Here is a 16198-nt window from a genome sequence, read left to right on the forward strand (position 1 = left end):
ACATTCCAGGTGGTTAACTATGTGTATTGGAGTTCCGGGTCAGGTGTTGGCCGTCGGTGAAGATATTCACCAGCTTGCGCAGGTTGAAGTGTGTGGCATCAAGCGTGATGTCAACATTGCGCTGATATGTGAAGGTGATCCTGCTGAGCTGGTCGGGCAGTGGGTGCTGGTGCATGTGGGATTTGCGATGAGTATCATCGACGAAGAGGAAGCCAAAGCCACATTAGACGCACTACGCCGTATGGAGTATGACGTTACCAGCGCCTGATAACCCCTGATGTGACGATCTTTTAAGTGTTCTTATATCGCTGTATACTTTGTTATATATCGATAGTGAGGACATTCCCATGCTTAAATCCTTACGCCAGCTTTCCTTGCTGGCGTTACTTTTTTCCCTGCCATTCATGGCTCAGGCAGACCGCACATTTACCGATCAACTTGGCCGCCAGGTGACTGTCCCGGAGTCCGTGGATCGCGTGGTCGTGCTTCAGCATCAGACGCTAAACCTGCTGGTACAGATGAATGCCACCGACAAAATTGTGGGCGTGATGGCGAACTGGAAACAACAGCTTGGCGATGGTTACGCGCGGCTGGCTCCGGAACTGATAAAGAAAGCTGCCCTGGGGGATTTAACCCATGTGGACGCCGAAATGCTGGTGGCTCTGCAGCCACAGGTCGTGTTTGTCACGAACTACGCACCACAGGAGATGATCGATAAGATAAGCCACCTCGGCATTCCGGTAGTGGCGATTTCTCTGCGTCATGATACCGCTGCTGAACAGACCAAAATGAATCCGACGATGGCAGATGAAGAGCGGGCTTACGATCGGGGTCTGTGTGAAGGTATTACGCTTATCGGCGATATCGTTAACAAGCCGGAAGAGGCGAAGGCGCTGATTGCGGCAACGGATGAAGGGCGTAAAAAGGTCAGCGATCGTCTGCAGGCTATTCCTGAAAATCAGCGTGTTCGCGCCTATATGGCGAACCCGGATTTGACCACCTACGGTTCCGGTAAATATACCGGTCTGATGATGGCGCATGCGGGGGCGCTGAATGTGGCGGCTGCCACGATTAAAGGCTTCAAACCGGTGGCTATGGAACAGGTGATTGCCTGGAACCCGCAGGTGATCTTCGTACAGGATCGCTATCCGAAAGTGGTCGATGAGATCCTGCAAAGCCCACAGTGGCAGGTGATTGATGCGGTGAAACATCACCGCGTATACCTGATGCCGGACTACGCCAAAGCCTGGGGCTACCCGATGCCGGAAGCGATGGGCATCGGTGAATTGTGGATGGCGAAAAAGCTCTATCCACAGAAGTTTCAGGATATTGATATGCGTAAAGAAGCCAATGACTGGTATCAGCGTTTTTATCGTACTGATTATCAGGGGATTAACTGATGCGCATCCTGGCTGCGGGGAGTTTACGCGCTGCCTGGGGACCGCTGATGGCGTGTTTTCAGACGCAAGAAAGGCGGGATATATCCTGCGATTTTGGTCCTGCGGGGTTGCTGCGTGAGCGGATTGAAGAGGGGGAGCCGTGCGACTTTTTTGCCTCGGCAAATCTGGTGCATCCACAGACGCTGTTGAATGCCGGGCGCGCGCTGTTTATCGCGCCATTCACCACCAATCGCCTGTGCCTGACTGTGCGAAAGGCGGTTGTGCGGGAAGAGGATGACTGGGAGTCACTGCTGACGCGCCCGGATTTGCGGATGGGTACTTCGACGGCGGGATGCGATCCCTCTGGCGATTACACCCAACAACTCTTTTCACTCATGGGCGAGGCAGGAGAACGAGCCCGGAAGCGCGCGGTGGCGTTAGTCGGCGGCAGGGACACATTAGCTCTTCCGGCGGGCAGGCTGGCTGCAGAGTGGTTAATCAACAACGACTACACCGATATCTTTATCGGCTACGCCAGCTATGCGCCCAGATTGCGTGAGATTGATACGCTAAAAATCATGGCGATACCGGAGCCTTATAACCCAGTTGTACAGTACGGTTTTGCGTGTTTGAGTGAACGGGGTAAGCCGTTTTCAGACTTTCTGCTTTCACCACAAGCCGGGGAAATCCTCATGCAACACGGATTTCGGTAAATGCCAGATGTGCAAGGACAAACTTGTCGGCCTGATAAGCAAAGCGCCATCAGGCAATCTCATGCCGGACGGCGACGTAAACGCCTTATCCGGCATTCTGGTTTAGCTCTGACGCTTGTCTTCGGTCTGTGTGTCAAAGTCGCTGGCGTCATGGCGTTCATGAAGCTGTTCGTTCAGCGGTCCGTGGGTGCGGTTGACAATCCGCCCGCGTTTCACTGCCGGGCGCTCAGCAATCTCTTTCGCCCAACGCTGTACGTGTTGATAACTGCCCGCATCCAGGAACTCCGCTGCATCATAAACGTTACCTAACACAACGTTGCCGAACCACGGCCAGATAGCCATATCGGCAATGGTGTATTCATCCCCCGCGACATATTGGTGATGCGCTAACTGCTTATCCAGTACATCCAGCAGACGTTTAGCTTCCATGGTGAAACGATTGATGGCGTACTCAATTTTCACTGGCGCATAGTGATAAAAATGACCGAAACCACCGCCGAGGAACGGCGCCGCGCCCTGGAGCCAGAACAGCCAGTTCAGGGTTTCAGTGCGTTTTGCCAGATCCTGCGGTAGGAAATAGCCAAACTTTTCCGCCAGATAAAGCAGGATAGAGCCCGATTCGAACACGCGGCAAGGCGGGGTCAGCGAATAATCGCATAACGCCGGGATCTTCGAATTTGGATTGACCTCGACAAAACCGCTGGAGAATTGATCGCCTTCGCCAATGCGAATGAGCCATGCGTCATATTCTGCTCCGGTTACGCCCTGCGCCAGTAGCTCTTCCAGCAGGATTGTCACTTTCTGGCCGTTAGGCGTTCCCAGGGAGTAGAGCTGTAGCGGATGTTGGCCAACAGGCAGCGTTTTTTCATGGGTTGGGCCAGAGACCGGGCGATTGATATTGGCGAACGCGCCGCCGTTGGATTTTTCCCACGTCCAGACTTTCGCGGGCTGATAAGTGTTATCGGACATGTTGACCTGCCTTCTGAGGAGTTGTGTTGAAGCAGTGTAGCAGTTCAGCACGTCCGCATTTAACCGATTGGGACATTAAGATAGCCACCGATTGTGAATTTTTCGCCACTGAACGCCATCCGCTTCGTTGAGGTGTATGATAAGTCGACCTCTGTCCGGTTAGTGTCGCAGAGCAGGCAATCAGAGCGAAAAATTCACGCCAGGCTGCTCAGGCTGTATTGTTTTGAGGTAAGGTGCATGAGCAAAGGAACGACCAGTCAGGATGCCCCTTTCGGGACATTATTGGGCTACGCCCCCGGTGGCGTGGCGATCTACTCTTCAGATTACAGCTCCCTCGACCCACGGGACTACGATGATGATGCTGCTTTTCGCAGCTACATTGACGACGAATATATGGGCCACAAATGGCAGTGCGTTGAGTTCGCCCGCCGTTTTCTCTTTCTTAATTATGGTGTTGTGTTCACTGATGTTGGAATGGCGTGGGAAATCTTCTCGCTGCGCTTCCTGCGTGAAGTGGTGAATGACAACATCCTGCCGTTACAGGCTTTTCCTAATGGTTCTCCCCGGGCGCCGGTCGCGGGCGCACTGCTGATCTGGCAAAAAGGCGGTGAGTTCAAAGACACTGGCCATGTGGCGATCATTACTCAGCTATTGGGCACCAAAGTTCGCATTGCTGAACAGAACGTGATCCACACACCGCTTCCCCCGGGTCAGCAGTGGACCCGTGAACTGGAGTTGGTGATAGAGAACGGGTGCTATACCCTTCGAGACACCTTTGATGACACCACCATTCTGGGCTGGATGATCCAAACGGATGATACGAGCTATAGCCTGCCGCAACCTGAGATCGCCAACGACGCGTTGAAGATCCGTGGTGCGCGTCTGGAAGACACAGGGCAGTTTGACGGTAAATGGCTCAATGAACTGGATCCGCTGCAGAAAGCCTATGTGCAGGCGAACGGTCATGTGATCAATCAGGATCCGCACCAGTATTTCACCATTACTGAGAGCGCAGAGCAGGAGCTGATCAAAGCGACCAATGAGTTACATTTGATGTACCTGCATGCGACTGACAAAGTGCTGAAAGATGACAACCTGCTGGCACTGTTTGATATCCCGAAAATCCTCTGGCCGCGTTTGCGGCTCTCCTGGCAACGTCGTCGCCACCATATGATCACCGGTCGTATGGATTTTTGCATGGATGAACGTGGGCTGAAGGTATACGAATACAACGCTGATTCCGCGTCGTGTCATACCGAGGCCGGTTTGATCCTCGAAAGATGGGCAGAGCAGGGCTATAAAGGGACGGGGCATAATCCGGCGGAGGGGTTGATCAACGAACTGGCGGGAGCCTGGAAGCACAGCCATGCGCGTCCTTTTGTGCATATCATGCAGGATAAGGATATTGAGGAGAACTATCATGCGCAGTTTATGCAGCAAGCGCTGCATCAGGCGGGGTTTGAAAGCAAGATCCTGCGTGGTCTGGATGAACTGCGTTGGGATGATGCCGGTCAGTTGATTGATGGCGATAATCGGTTGGTGAACTGTGTCTGGAAAACCTGGGCGTGGGAAACGGCCATTGAACAGGTGCGTGAGGTCAGTGAAACCGAATACGCTGCGGTACCGATCCGCACCGGACATACCCATCAGGAAGTTCGACTGATTGATGTGCTACTGCGCCCGGAAGTTTTAGTCTTCGAGCCGTTGTGGACAATGATTCCCGGCAACAAAGCTATCCTGCCGATTCTGTGGCAACTGTTCCCACATCATCGCTATCTGCTTGATACAGATTTCACTGTTAACGATGAACTGGTACAGACAGGATATGCGGTGAAGCCGATCGCAGGCCGCTGTGGCAGCAACATCGATTTGGTCAGTCATCAGGAAGAGCTACTGGATAAAACCAGCGGCAAATTTGCAGAGCAGAAGAACATTTACCAGCAGCTTTGGTGTCTGCCAAACGTAGCGGGTAAGTACATTCAGGTCTGTACGTTCACCGTTGGTGGCAACTATGGCGGCACCTGCCTGCGTGGCGACGAATCACTGGTGATTAAGAAAGAGAGCGATATAGAACCCTTGATCGTTGTGAAGGCATAGTTTCGCGTTTTAAGAGAAATCAGCGGTGGTTGTTTGCCGCCGCTGATTCATAAAGGTGGTTTCAATCTCAACACGCGAAAAACGACCTCCTGGTGGGCATGTTGATGTGGCATTCCCAATCCCGGAATAGCATCCCCCTTGAAATTACGGAATTTAGTGTTGAGTGGCGATATATTTAACTGAAGTTATACGCTGATTTTCATTGAGTCACTGATATCCGAGCGATGGGGCGTAAATTATTTCAATTTTTCAGTTAATTTAATTAAGGCAATACTACTTTCAGAGTGTTTTCGCATCATGTGCTGTGTTATTTTTGAGCAAAAAATAAAAAGTGTGATATTATTCCCATCATGAAAAGTGATTGGTCAAGACCTTCAGCCACCTAATTCAATATATAACGACATGAGTTAACAAGACGTTCTCATACTGTTGTACCCTCATATAAAAATATTCCTGATAAATAAAATAACGCCCGGCAATACTGAGTTTGTTTTTAATTATGGATTGGTCAAGCGTATTTGATTATGTTAATTTATATTGTTTATCAGGTATAAATAATATCATTTGAAAAGTAACATCACTTTCTATTTACTAACAGTCAACAGACAGGTATTAGCAATGCATTTTATTAAACTGGTTGCAGCTTTTTTATTTGTTATTTCTGGCAGTGTATTGGCAGCAGATTTTACGGTGACTCCGGCGGTAGTTAAAACGACTAAAATTTATCAGAGTGGAGCAGCTACCCATATGCAAAGCGCTTCTCGCCATACGGCAACTGTCGAGCAGGGGGGCGTAAATAACCGTGTCTCGATTACTCAGGTAAATGCAGGGAATACGGCAGATATCAAGCAAAATGGTAATAATAATAGCCTGTCGATCTCCCAGAATGGTGGAAATGATATGGCTGATGTGCAACAGGATATCGCAACCTCAAACAGTGATATTACCATTAATCAGGGGTCTATGGATTTAGGTACTGATTCTCGTGATGCAAGAACAGTTCACGTTCAACAAATCGGTGCGACAGGCAGTTCCGTGAATATTACTCAAAATACAGCAGCTTCAGCATATGTGAGTCAAAGTGGTTCACAAAATAACGTCACTATTGTGCAGCGCTGATCAGCATTTCCTGCCTGGTATACCGTGAGTTGCAATGGTGTGGCGGGGTAAAAAAATCATGATTTTTTAAGAAACGGCGGTTGTTAGTGTCTTTATGGCGGTACGCTATACATCATGGCAATCCGACGTTTCACATACGGGTAGGGCATGCACTGGTTTATCCTGCTTGCCCTATTTTTCTTTTTAACTTACGATCAGACTCGTGTGGAGAAAAATACTTTAAAGGATTGCTATGAAAATTATAAGTGTCGCTTTTTTGCTGCTTTCATTTCCTGCCATAGCTAAAGATCAAATACTCACACTGCCAGAACTGCAAACTCTATACGATAAATTAAACATCTCGACTTTTCGAAGTTCTCTGATGCCAAAGAGAACGAAAGAAATGGTCTATTTACGTCAGGCAGGGCTCCCTGCTCCTGAGTATTTTAGTAATGGGTTCTCGCTGGAGAATAATGACTGGATCTATACATTTAGCGTTATAGAGAAAAAAGACAAGAACAGAGACGGTGTTGTTGATTACACCATCTGTTTCTCGGATAAGTCGAAAACAGGAACATATCATTCAGTCCAGCCAATGTTAATTTCACCATTAGGTATCGATGGTCAATTCATCGCACTGTCATTCACCGTGGATGGATGTTGATCTCAGGATGTGAGCAAGTCTCTTGAATGCCCATACAACGCATTGATTATCCGTTTCAGCTTGCCATGATCGTATTCCATCCCGTTGTTCCAGCACTGAATATGATGAAATGATCTTATCTTACCCGCCAATAGTGGACACAGGACTCAATGAGTAAACTCTCAATCAGAGGCGGCTCATGGCAAACCCGTATCAACCAATAAGTCCCCCTAAAAGCAGCACCTGCCAGAGTTTCGTCAGGAAACTCGCGAAGCGCATGAGTGTTGTCGCCGCAGCCCGTCAACTTAGTCTGTATGAATCTCAGCCGGAACAGTTTGAAAACCTGAGCCTCGCAGAGGACTGTGTCCACATTGCGCAGGCAGGATCGCTCACTCAAACTTCACCGGCGTGTGCAGAGGTGTAATCTTAACGTTCCCTGAGTGCTTCTCCGACTTTATTCAGCGGTTTGATGAGGTAATCCAGAACGGTTCTGTTACCTGTCTTGATATCGACGGTTGCAACCATACCAGGGAATATAGGGAAATGTTCCTTTTTACGATTTTCAAGATAATTCGCTTTTGTGCGAATATAGACACGATAATAATAAACATCACGTCTGACGTCGTCCTGAATTGTATCAGGAGAAATCATCGTTACTTCCCCCGGCAATCCACCATAGATGGAATAATCGTACGCGCTGACTTTTACGGTGGCCTGTTGTCCTGGGTGGATAAATGCCACATCACGTGGTGATATACGAGCTTCAATCAGCATCTGATCATTGATCGGCACTAATGTCAGTAACTTGCCGTTAGGTGGGAGGACGCCGCCAACGGTGGTGACTTCTATATTTTTTACCACACCCCGAACCGGGGAATAGAGCTTCATGCGTGTCAGTGAATCTTCACGACCCCGCATCACGGGTCTCAGCGCTTCCACCTCTTCATTCGCACGGGTTAGCTCTTCGCGGGCACGGACAAAAAACTGGGATTTAAGGTCTAAGGCTTTATTTTGCATATCGTTTAGCTGGCTCTTAAGGCGCAGAACTTCAACACTGCTCGCGGCCCCCTGCCTGACCAACGGTTCAGTCATGTTCAATTGTTGCCTGACCAGGCTGATGCCTTCTTTTAATCCGCTCACCCCCTCTTCAAGCGCTGCTTTTCGCGTGTTATACAGATCGGTTTCTGTTTTGATCAGCACGGCATCGTCAGCCACTTCAGCCGGAAAAATTAACGCGTGGCTATTCACTTCTGCGTCAAGACGTGCGGCGCGTGCGATACCCGCCTTCAGGCGAGAAGCACTCTCTTTAACGCTGGATTCCGTTTTGGTTCTGTCCAGTTCAGCCAACAATTGTCCACGTTCAACAATATCGCCTTCACGGATGTTCAGTTGATAAATGATGCCACCTTCTAAAGATTGCACGACTTGTTCACGTGAAGAAGGGACAACTTTACCACTTCCCGTGCTGACCTCATCCAGGGTGAAAAATTTTGCCCACAAAAGAAAACCGGCCAGCATGATGAAAATTGTCCATACCAGCAATGTTGAGCGCCCCAGCTTCGGCTGAGTCATCAAATCCTGAGAGACGGCAGAAGATTGCGCCATTATTTTTTTCCTCCCCGCAGAGCAACATTGCTGGCTGCCGCGGCAGACAACTGCGATTGATTCAGTACTTTCTCTTTGCTGTCATCAATGATGACGCGACCATTATCAATGACAATAATGCGGTCAACCATGCGCAGTAGTGCCAGGCGATGTGTTGCAACAATGAGTGTGCGATGCCCTAACCAATATGTCAGTTGATCGATAACATGCTGCTCGCATACCTCATCCATGGCTGCCGTCGGTTCATCCAGCAGCAAGACTTCGGGCTGACAAAGCAGCGTTCTGGCCAGTAACAATGCCTGACGCTGGCCGCCGGATAATCCGTAACCGCCTTCCATAATCATGTAGTTCAAACCATTTTTTTGGCGTTGAACAAAAGGCAGGGCTCCACTTATCTGCAAAGCCTGGTGAATTTCTTCATCTGTTGCTTGCGGGCGTCCCATCGTCAGGTTTTCGTAAATCGACCCAAAAAAGAGGTGGGCATTTTGGTTCAGGTAGCCAACGTCACGACGAACATCGGCAGGATCAAGGTGACGCATGGAAATATTGTCCATAAGTAGTTCACCCTGCTGAATGGTCTGCATTCCCGATAGTATCTGCAGTAATGTGGATTTTCCCGCACCGTTTTTTCCAAGAATGGCGATACGTTCTCCTGCATTAATATTCAGCTTAGAAATTGCAATGTCAGGAATTTTGGTCTCTTCATCGTAATAAAATACTGCGTCCTGTAATTGATAGTGTCCCTGAAGAAGAGGCTTATGAACAAACTTATTACTTTCTTCCTGATCGACAGGACGACGCATTAATTCGTCCAGCCCTTTTCTCGCGACTTTTGCCTGCTGCCAACGTGCAAGGACTCCCGAAATTTGCGCCAGGGGGGCAATCGCCCTTGAGGCCAGCATGGATGTACCTACCAGCGCCCCTGTTGTCATATCACCTTTTATGACCAGGAAGCTACCGACCAGCAACACAACAGCATAGACAATGGACTGAACTTCCTGGGTCCAGGTCATCAAAAGACTGGTCAGAAAGCGTTGTCGCATCCCGATGGATGAAGAAACATTATTGGAGTGATTCCACTGATTTTGAAAACGTTGCTCGGCGCGCAGAAGTTTAATATCTTCAATACATTGAACGGATTCAACAAGAACCGCATTACGGATGGCGGACTCTCGCATCCCTTCGCTGGATAATTTTGAAAGCGGAAATTGAATTATAATCCCAGGGATGATTAATAACGGTAGGGCTGTTAACACAACATAAGCAAGCGGACCGCCAATATTCCAGATAATAGCAAAAAATAAAAAGAAGAAGGGAAGATCGGTAACGGTACTGATCGTCGTTGAGGTAATTAAATCACGTACGGATTCCAGTTCGCGGATTTGTGAAATAAACGATCCAGTTGATTTTGACCGCGCACTATTTTTGATGCGTAATGCATGACCAAAAACCTGATCGGATATTCTTAAGTCTGCTCTCTTACCGATAACATCGGCGATATGAACACGAATAATTCGCATCATAAATTCGAAACCCAGAGCTAATAAAACACCGAAAAAAAGAACCCAGAGTGTCGGTTCCGACTGTGCCGGTACAACCCGATCATACACTTGCATGGAGAACAGGGTTCCAGCCAGTGCCAACACGTTTGCTACGAGCGCTGCTACAAAAATATCAAAATAGCGTGACCAGTCCCGCAATGCCAGTTTCCAGAACCAGTTACTGCGATAAGGCTTAATATAGTTGTCAACGCGTGCATCAGGGATGGACGTTAGCGGGCGGAGAATGGCGACTCTTTTAATTCTGGACGCGATTTCCTGTGCACTAAAATTACTTTCCAGACTATTGTCTTCATCAAAAATGATACTGACGTTTCCCTGATTATCCATTTTGGTCAGAACGCCAACTTGCCCCTCTGAAAACTCAACCACAAGCGGCATACGCCAGGGATCAAGCATTTTGGGTTTGAAGGCGGTCAGATGGATAGCCAGACTTAACTGGCGTGCCATATTTTCCAGCGTTGAACCGATGGCGTGACTCTTATCCCACTGCATTGCCACTCTGGCATTTTCTTCTGAATAATCCAGGCGGTAATGTCTTGCGACAAAAACCATTGCAGTGAGCCAGGACTCGACCAGGCTAGTGTGTTGATTCATTAGTGGAACCTTTTACTGTTTGAGGCAAAAGGCGTTTCCTGCCCGGAACGCTCTTTTTGAGTCGGGGTGACTGTATTTGATTAATTGACAATACATATTAATGTGTCGGTGGTGCTTTTACTATTCTTCAGGAGCGTAATGTTATTTTATAGAAACACTGAACAATATTTTTTTATGGTCTTTTTTTGGACTCTTTAGGTTCGTTAATTGTCTATTTTTGGACTCTCCATTGTTTGAGATTCGCCAACAGAGAATGTCTAATAAACGTTAATCATCGGCACAAGCCCTGCATCGACATATCATTACCTGATAACTGCATTTGTTTTTTAAAGGTTGCATTGAGGGGTTAATGTCGGTAATAAATTCATGTTGGAAATCTTTAGTGAAGAATATTAAAGTGAAAACTGGGTGGATTATCTTTAAGGCTATTAAAGATAATTTCACACTTGCAACATTTACATTATGTCTGGTGCTGACATGCAGAGCGCATGCCGCTTCTTTGCCATCTGACGAGTGCCTGCCTGACTGCACCTCCTCCGCGAGTCATCAGCCCAAATCCGCCTCAATATCCCTGCAGGACAGCATCGTTTCAGCCATCAGCATAAGCCCTGAAATGGCAGAAATTAGGGCGACCATGGATGTTGATACGGCAAAGATAAGCGAGAGTAAGGGCGCATGGTTGCCACAGGTGTTTGTTAATGGCGCCAGCCGCGATCTTGTGTCCAGTGACAACCAGGATACTGAAAGTTATGGCGTGAGTGTTTCTCAGCTACTTTATGATTTTGGACGAACCACAAATACCATTAAACAGGCTGAGACGACAGCGGCTGCGGACACCTTTAGACTGCAGGCATCATTAAATACCATCGCCGAAAAAGTGACCTTGCTCTATGTAAGAGCAAACCGTTATCAGAAGCTTATTCAGGTTGCGGAAGAAAATATCGCTTCATTACGAAGCGTTGAAAAAATGGCTACATTGCGTGCTGGCGCGGGGTTGAGTTCATCCTCCGATGTCCTTCAGGCCCAGACCCGCGCCATTGCCATGCAGACCTCGCTGGAAGAGTTTCGTTATCAGCATGTGCTGGCGATGCGTCAACTGGCCATCCTGACCGGCATTAATGCTGTGAGCCTTTCATCGATACCCGAGGTATTTAATACCCCTCTTGTCCCTTTCAATACTGACGACTACGACACGTTGCCTGCGGTAAAAGCGGCACTAACAGACAAAAAATCTGCCGAATATGGCGTCGACCGCGCCAAAGCAGGGCACATGCCGTCCGTTTCTCTTCGCGCCGATCACTCCTATGGTCAGAACGGCTCTTCTTCAGAGTCTTCCTGGGATGACCACATAACGGTAAACGTGAGCGTCCCTCTCTATCAGGGAGGCATTGTTTCTTCTCAGATTGAGCAGGCACAAGGTGATGTGTTGGGCGCGGAAGCCCGAGTTAATCAGGAAAAAATGGACGCAAAACAACGTATTGACAGCTTTCACGATGACTGGGTAGGTGCTATCGCACGCAAAACGAATAGCGAACAACAGTTGAAAGCGGCCCTGAAGACTCGGGAAGTTTACCGTAATGAATACACATTGAACGCGCGCAGTCTGAACGATCTGCTCAGCGTGGAGCAGGATGTCTTTCAGGCCGAACAGGCGGTGACCTCAGCCACTTTCGACGTTGAACAAGCCGCTGTTTCTTACTCAATCAACACAAATACCTTGCTCAAACAACTGCGTATTGAGCCCTAAGGGCTCGTACCGTTTGAACTCAGCACAGAATTCGGAAAATGAATATGATGAAAACCTCACCTGCAATGGCTAAACATCTCGTTGATATTGTACCGCGTAATGGCGCGAAAGTGACCCATTTCGAAGGAGGCAGGGACATCACCCTGGCAGTATCGCCTAACAGCATTGTGCTGGTTCATGCTTTATCCGGGGCTGTGTTGCGTTATGAGCGTCGCGGCAGCGACCTGCTCATTTATCTTGAAGATGGTTCTGTCATTGAGTGTCGGGACTACTTTGCGTCTGAAGATAACCGACTGGCTTTTGAGTCTCAGAATGCCGAATTTGAGCAGATTGTTTTCAAAACGGATGTCCCAGATTCCGTTACAGGGAATCTCACATTACCGTCTGAAACGGAGACTATTCAGGGCTTATCGCCCCTGATGGAAACGGGACATAGTGGCATCGACCCCATGTGGTTGTGGGGTGGTTTGGGGCTTCTGGCTGGCGGCGCGGTCGGGGTTGCGGCTGGAGGCGGTAGTGGCGGCGGTGGTGGTGACAGCAGTGATAATCATCATGAAGATCCGGACAATGGCGGCACGAGTAAGGCTTACCTGATTGAGGTTAATTCGGTTGAACATGGCGGTATCATCAATGCGGAGCTCTCGCATCAGCCGCTGACTCTTAATGGCACCAGCGACTTAGCCGCAGGTACCCCTATTGTCGTGACAGTCAACGGTAAGGACTATCGCTGCGTGTCGGGTGCGGATGGATCGTGGTGTGTCACGCTTTCTGCTGCGGATGTCAGTGCTATCTCTGATGGGCTTTGTACTGTCAGCGTACATGCATTCGACGCGCAGAATTCCAGTACAGTGATCGCACAGACGGGAACCTCTTTTGTGGTTGATACCTGTCTACCAGTGATTACGTTCAAAGGTATCGGCGACAATATTTTAAACGCGCAAGAGATCCATCAGGGACAAACGCTCTCAGGGAGCGTAGCTGGCGCGCGACCAGACGATATTCTGGTTCTTACACTCAATGGACATACCTATCAGGCGGTGATTCAGGACGACCTGAGCTGGGCGATTGTTCTTCCTGCAGCGGATCTTGCCACGTTGGCTGAAGGCAACCAGTCCTATACCGCCAGCGTAGTCAACTACTGCGGAAACTGTGGTGAGGGCGCAGGTTCCTTTATGATTGACACGCTGGCGCCTTCCGTGGCGATTGACAGTATCACTGCGGATAACATCATCAACAAAAATGAACATCAGCAGGCGCAAGTCATCAGCGGTACAACTTCTGGTGCAATGGTTGGCGACAGTATTCGTGTCACAATTGGCAGTAAAACATACACAACCACGGTAGATGCCAACGGCAAGTGGCAAGTGGGGGTCCCCGCCGAGGATATGCAGGCGTTTGCTGAGGGGAAAATTACCCTCAGCGCCACCGTGACGGATGCTGCAGGTAACACTCGCACGGCAACCCATGATGTACAGGTCGATTTGATGGGACCCGCTGTCACCATCGATCCCCTGGCCACAGATGACATCATTGATGCTATTGAAAAACAGGAACCACTGACCATCAGTGGTTCCTGCGGGACGGACGTCATCGGTGTTACGCTTCTGATCGGGGGGGCAGTCTATACCGCCACGGTAAGCGGAAATACCTGGTCGGTTACGTTGAGCGCAGCCCAAACCGCCGCGCTGCCTTCCGGCGATCTGATCGTTGTTGCCACAGCAACCGACAGTACAGAGAACAGCACCGTCTCCTCCCGTTTGCTGCATGTTGACAGTTTCATTACCCCAGCCATCTCTATTGATACCTTTGCGGGTGACAATATCCTCAACGCCTCCGAGGCTGGAGAGAGTCAGGTGCTGTCCGGTCAAGTGTTCAACGCGAAGGCTGGCGATATCGTAACGGTGAAAATCGGCGCGCGTGAGTACACCACTACAGTGACGGAAAGCGCACAAGGTGCGCTGGTTTGGACGATTTCCATTCCTTCCGCTGATTTGTCGGCGCTGTCCCAGGGTACTCAGATTATTCAGGCCTCCATCACCAACAGCAGTGATATTACTGCACAGAGTTCCCTCACGCTAACAGTAGACACCACCCGACCAACGGTCACCCTTAACACGGTAGCCAGCGATGACATCATCAACGCCACGGAACACGCAACTGCCCAGATTATCAGTGGTTCGTCGACGAATGCGCCAGCCGGTTCATTGGTGACAGTTCACCTGAACGGTAAAGATTACACCACCACTACCAAAGCTGACGGCACATGGAGCGTGGGTCTCCCGGCGAAAGACATCACCGCACTGGCGGATGGCATGCAGGTTATCACGGTGGATATCGTCAACCCTGTGGGTAATATTGGGCAGGGTTCACATGACATCACCATTGATTTGACCGGGCCGGCCGTCACTATCAGCACGGTTTCTGGCGATGATGTGATTGATGCGGTGGAAAAAGAACAGACTCTGACGATTAATGGCACCTGCGAAGCGGGTACGGTTACCGTCAAGGTGATTATTGCGGGTATTTCACATGATGCAGTCGTGGATGGCACGACCTGGTCAGTGGCGCTCAATCCAGGCGAAATCGGTGCAATACCGACCGGGGATATCACCATTTTTGCAGTGGCAACTGATGCTGTGGGCAACAGCACAAACGCTACGCCGCATCCTGTGCAGGTGGATAATGACACCGCGCCGGCGATTGTTATCCACCCTGTTGCGACGGATAACAGTATTAATGCGACAGAAGCGGCCAGTGATTTAATTATCACGGGGCAGGTGATTAATGCCACGCCGGGCAATACCGTAGAAGTCACTTTCAATGGCACAAAATATACCACGACGGTAAACGCTGACTTTACCTGGTCGGTCACGGTTCCGAAGACCGACTTAGCCTTACTGACAGAGGGCAGCACCGTCAGTGTCAGTGCTCAGGTTACGGCCAGTAATGGCGCGACCGGACAAAGCCAGCCCTGCAATGTTACGGTGGATATCAGTGCCCCGGTCATTACGATTGATAAATTTGCCAGCGATGATGTGATTAACAGCGCTGAGCACGGTGTGGCGCAGATTATCAGCGGAAGCGCGACAGGCGCGATGGCCGGTGCCATTGTGACGGTGACGCTGAATGGCAAGACGTATACCACGACGCTGGATGCCAGCGGAAACTGGCGTGTGGGCGTACCGGCTGCGGATATGGCGCTGCTGGCCGACAGCGGTAGCATTACGGCGGCTGTCAGCGATGTGGCGGGAAACAGCGGCAGCGCGACGCATAACATTACGACAGACCTGGCCGGTCCAGCGTTGACGGTCAATACTGTCACGGCGGACGATACCGTCAACGCGGCGGAGAAAGGGGCTGACCTGACGCTGAGCGGTACCTGCGGTACTGACGTCGCCAGCATCAACGTGATGCTTAATGGCAAAGAATATACCGCGACCGTCAGCAACGGCAGCTGGTCCGTCACGGTTCCGGCGGCTGATGTGGCGAAACTGCCGGAAGGCGGCCTGACGCTGACGGCCACGGCGACGGATGCGGCGGGTAACAGCACGACGGCAACGCATGCGTTCAGCGTGGACAGCCGGAACCCGGTTATCACCATTGATGCGCTGGGTGATGACATTCTCAATGCTGCCGAAGTGGCGGCAGACCAGACCCTGAGCGGTAACGTGACCGGTGCTGCGGAAGGCGACCGCGTCATCATTACGCTGAACGGCAAAACCTATACTGCCACGGTGACGGCAGATATGCGCTGGGCAGTCACGGTGCCGGCAGCGGACCTGGCGGCGCTG

General features: G+C 50.0%; 11 protein-coding genes. 8 read left to right on the plus strand and 3 right to left on the minus strand.

All coding sequences use genetic code 11. The features are described 5' to 3' along the window. The first annotated feature begins 19 nt into the window (after nucleotides 1–19). The 3 genes from hybG to CJP72_RS03595 all read left to right on the plus strand — a co-directional run bounded on the left by hybG (nucleotide 20) and on the right by CJP72_RS03595 (nucleotide 2092). Nucleotides 20–268 (plus strand): hydrogenase maturation factor HybG, encoded by a 249-nt coding sequence (gene hybG, locus CJP72_RS03585; protein ID WP_162379520.1) that lies wholly within the window; start codon nucleotides 20–22, stop codon nucleotides 266–268. 79 nt (nucleotides 269–347) lie between these two features. After that, nucleotides 348–1400, plus strand: a complete 1053-nt coding sequence (locus tag CJP72_RS03590; protein WP_162379521.1) for an ABC transporter substrate-binding protein — start codon at nucleotides 348–350, stop codon at nucleotides 1398–1400. Next, complete coding sequence (locus tag CJP72_RS03595) at nucleotides 1400–2092, plus strand: molybdate ABC transporter substrate-binding protein (protein ID WP_162379522.1); 693 nt, start codon at nucleotides 1400–1402, stop codon at nucleotides 2090–2092. Before CJP72_RS03590 ends, CJP72_RS03595 begins: the two co-directional genes overlap by 1 nt. Nucleotides 2093–2194: 102 nt before the next feature. On the opposite strand, the gene yghU is transcribed toward CJP72_RS03595, so the two are convergent. Further along, nucleotides 2195–3061, minus strand: coding sequence for a glutathione-dependent disulfide-bond oxidoreductase (gene yghU / locus CJP72_RS03600; RefSeq protein WP_162379523.1), 867 nt, complete (start codon nucleotides 3059–3061; stop codon nucleotides 2195–2197). A 237-nt stretch (nucleotides 3062–3298) separates the two neighbouring features. Here yghU and gss point away from each other — a divergent pair, with 237 nt between their 5' ends. From gss to CJP72_RS03615, 3 genes are all read left to right on the plus strand, one after another. Further along, nucleotides 3299–5158, plus strand: a complete 1860-nt coding sequence (gene gss / locus CJP72_RS03605) for a bifunctional glutathionylspermidine amidase/synthase (RefSeq protein ID WP_162379524.1) — start codon at nucleotides 3299–3301, stop codon at nucleotides 5156–5158. Between the two features lie 618 nt (nucleotides 5159–5776). Next, on the plus strand, nucleotides 5777–6277 hold the full coding sequence (locus CJP72_RS03610; RefSeq protein ID WP_162379525.1) for a hypothetical protein: 501 nt from the start codon (nucleotides 5777–5779) through the stop codon (nucleotides 6275–6277). Nucleotides 6278–6509: 232 nt separating this feature from the next. After that, the gene (locus CJP72_RS03615; RefSeq protein WP_162379526.1) at nucleotides 6510–6920 is read left to right on the plus strand and encodes a hypothetical protein; all 411 of its coding nucleotides are present in this window, start codon (nucleotides 6510–6512) and stop codon (nucleotides 6918–6920) included. A gap of 405 nt (nucleotides 6921–7325) precedes the next feature. Here the strand turns inward: CJP72_RS03615 and CJP72_RS03620 are convergent, their stop codons facing one another. After that, on the minus strand, nucleotides 7326–8504 hold the full coding sequence (locus CJP72_RS03620) for an HlyD family type I secretion periplasmic adaptor subunit (RefSeq protein WP_162379527.1): 1179 nt from the start codon (nucleotides 8502–8504) through the stop codon (nucleotides 7326–7328). Beyond that, nucleotides 8504–10660, minus strand: coding sequence for a type I secretion system permease/ATPase (locus CJP72_RS03625; protein WP_162379528.1), 2157 nt, complete (start codon nucleotides 10658–10660; stop codon nucleotides 8504–8506). Before CJP72_RS03625 ends, CJP72_RS03620 begins: the two co-directional genes overlap by 1 nt. Nucleotides 10661–11042: 382 nt before the next feature. Between CJP72_RS03625 and CJP72_RS03630 the strand changes: the two genes are divergently transcribed. Both CJP72_RS03630 and CJP72_RS03635 read left to right on the plus strand, forming a co-directional pair. Further along, a complete protein-coding gene (locus CJP72_RS03630) occupies nucleotides 11043–12407 on the plus strand; it encodes a TolC family outer membrane protein (RefSeq protein WP_162379529.1) in 1365 nt (454 codons plus the stop codon). Between the two features lie 38 nt (nucleotides 12408–12445). Further along, nucleotides 12446–16198 (plus strand): Ig-like domain-containing protein (locus CJP72_RS03635; RefSeq protein WP_162379530.1); only part of this gene is annotated, 3753 nt, incomplete at its 3' end.

This window comes from Citrobacter sp. NCU1, assembly GCF_010231475.1.
In the GTDB taxonomy this organism is placed as follows: domain Bacteria; phylum Pseudomonadota; class Gammaproteobacteria; order Enterobacterales; family Enterobacteriaceae; genus Citrobacter_D.

Coding starts and splice junctions, on each gene's coding strand:
- hybG (WP_162379520.1), top strand. CDS start 20: ATGTGTATTGGAGTTCCGGGTCAGGTGTTGGCCGTCGGTGAAGATATT.
- CJP72_RS03590 (WP_162379521.1), top strand. CDS start 348: ATGCTTAAATCCTTACGCCAGCTTTCCTTGCTGGCGTTACTTTTTTCC.
- CJP72_RS03595 (WP_162379522.1), top strand. CDS start 1,400: ATGCGCATCCTGGCTGCGGGGAGTTTACGCGCTGCCTGGGGACCGCTG.
- yghU (WP_162379523.1), bottom strand. CDS start 3,061: ATGTCCGATAACACTTATCAGCCCGCGAAAGTCTGGACGTGGGAAAAA.
- gss (WP_162379524.1), top strand. CDS start 3,299: ATGAGCAAAGGAACGACCAGTCAGGATGCCCCTTTCGGGACATTATTG.
- CJP72_RS03610 (WP_162379525.1), top strand. CDS start 5,777: ATGCATTTTATTAAACTGGTTGCAGCTTTTTTATTTGTTATTTCTGGC.
- CJP72_RS03615 (WP_162379526.1), top strand. CDS start 6,510: ATGAAAATTATAAGTGTCGCTTTTTTGCTGCTTTCATTTCCTGCCATA.
- CJP72_RS03620 (WP_162379527.1), bottom strand. CDS start 8,504: ATGGCGCAATCTTCTGCCGTCTCTCAGGATTTGATGACTCAGCCGAAG.
- CJP72_RS03625 (WP_162379528.1), bottom strand. CDS start 10,660: ATGAATCAACACACTAGCCTGGTCGAGTCCTGGCTCACTGCAATGGTT.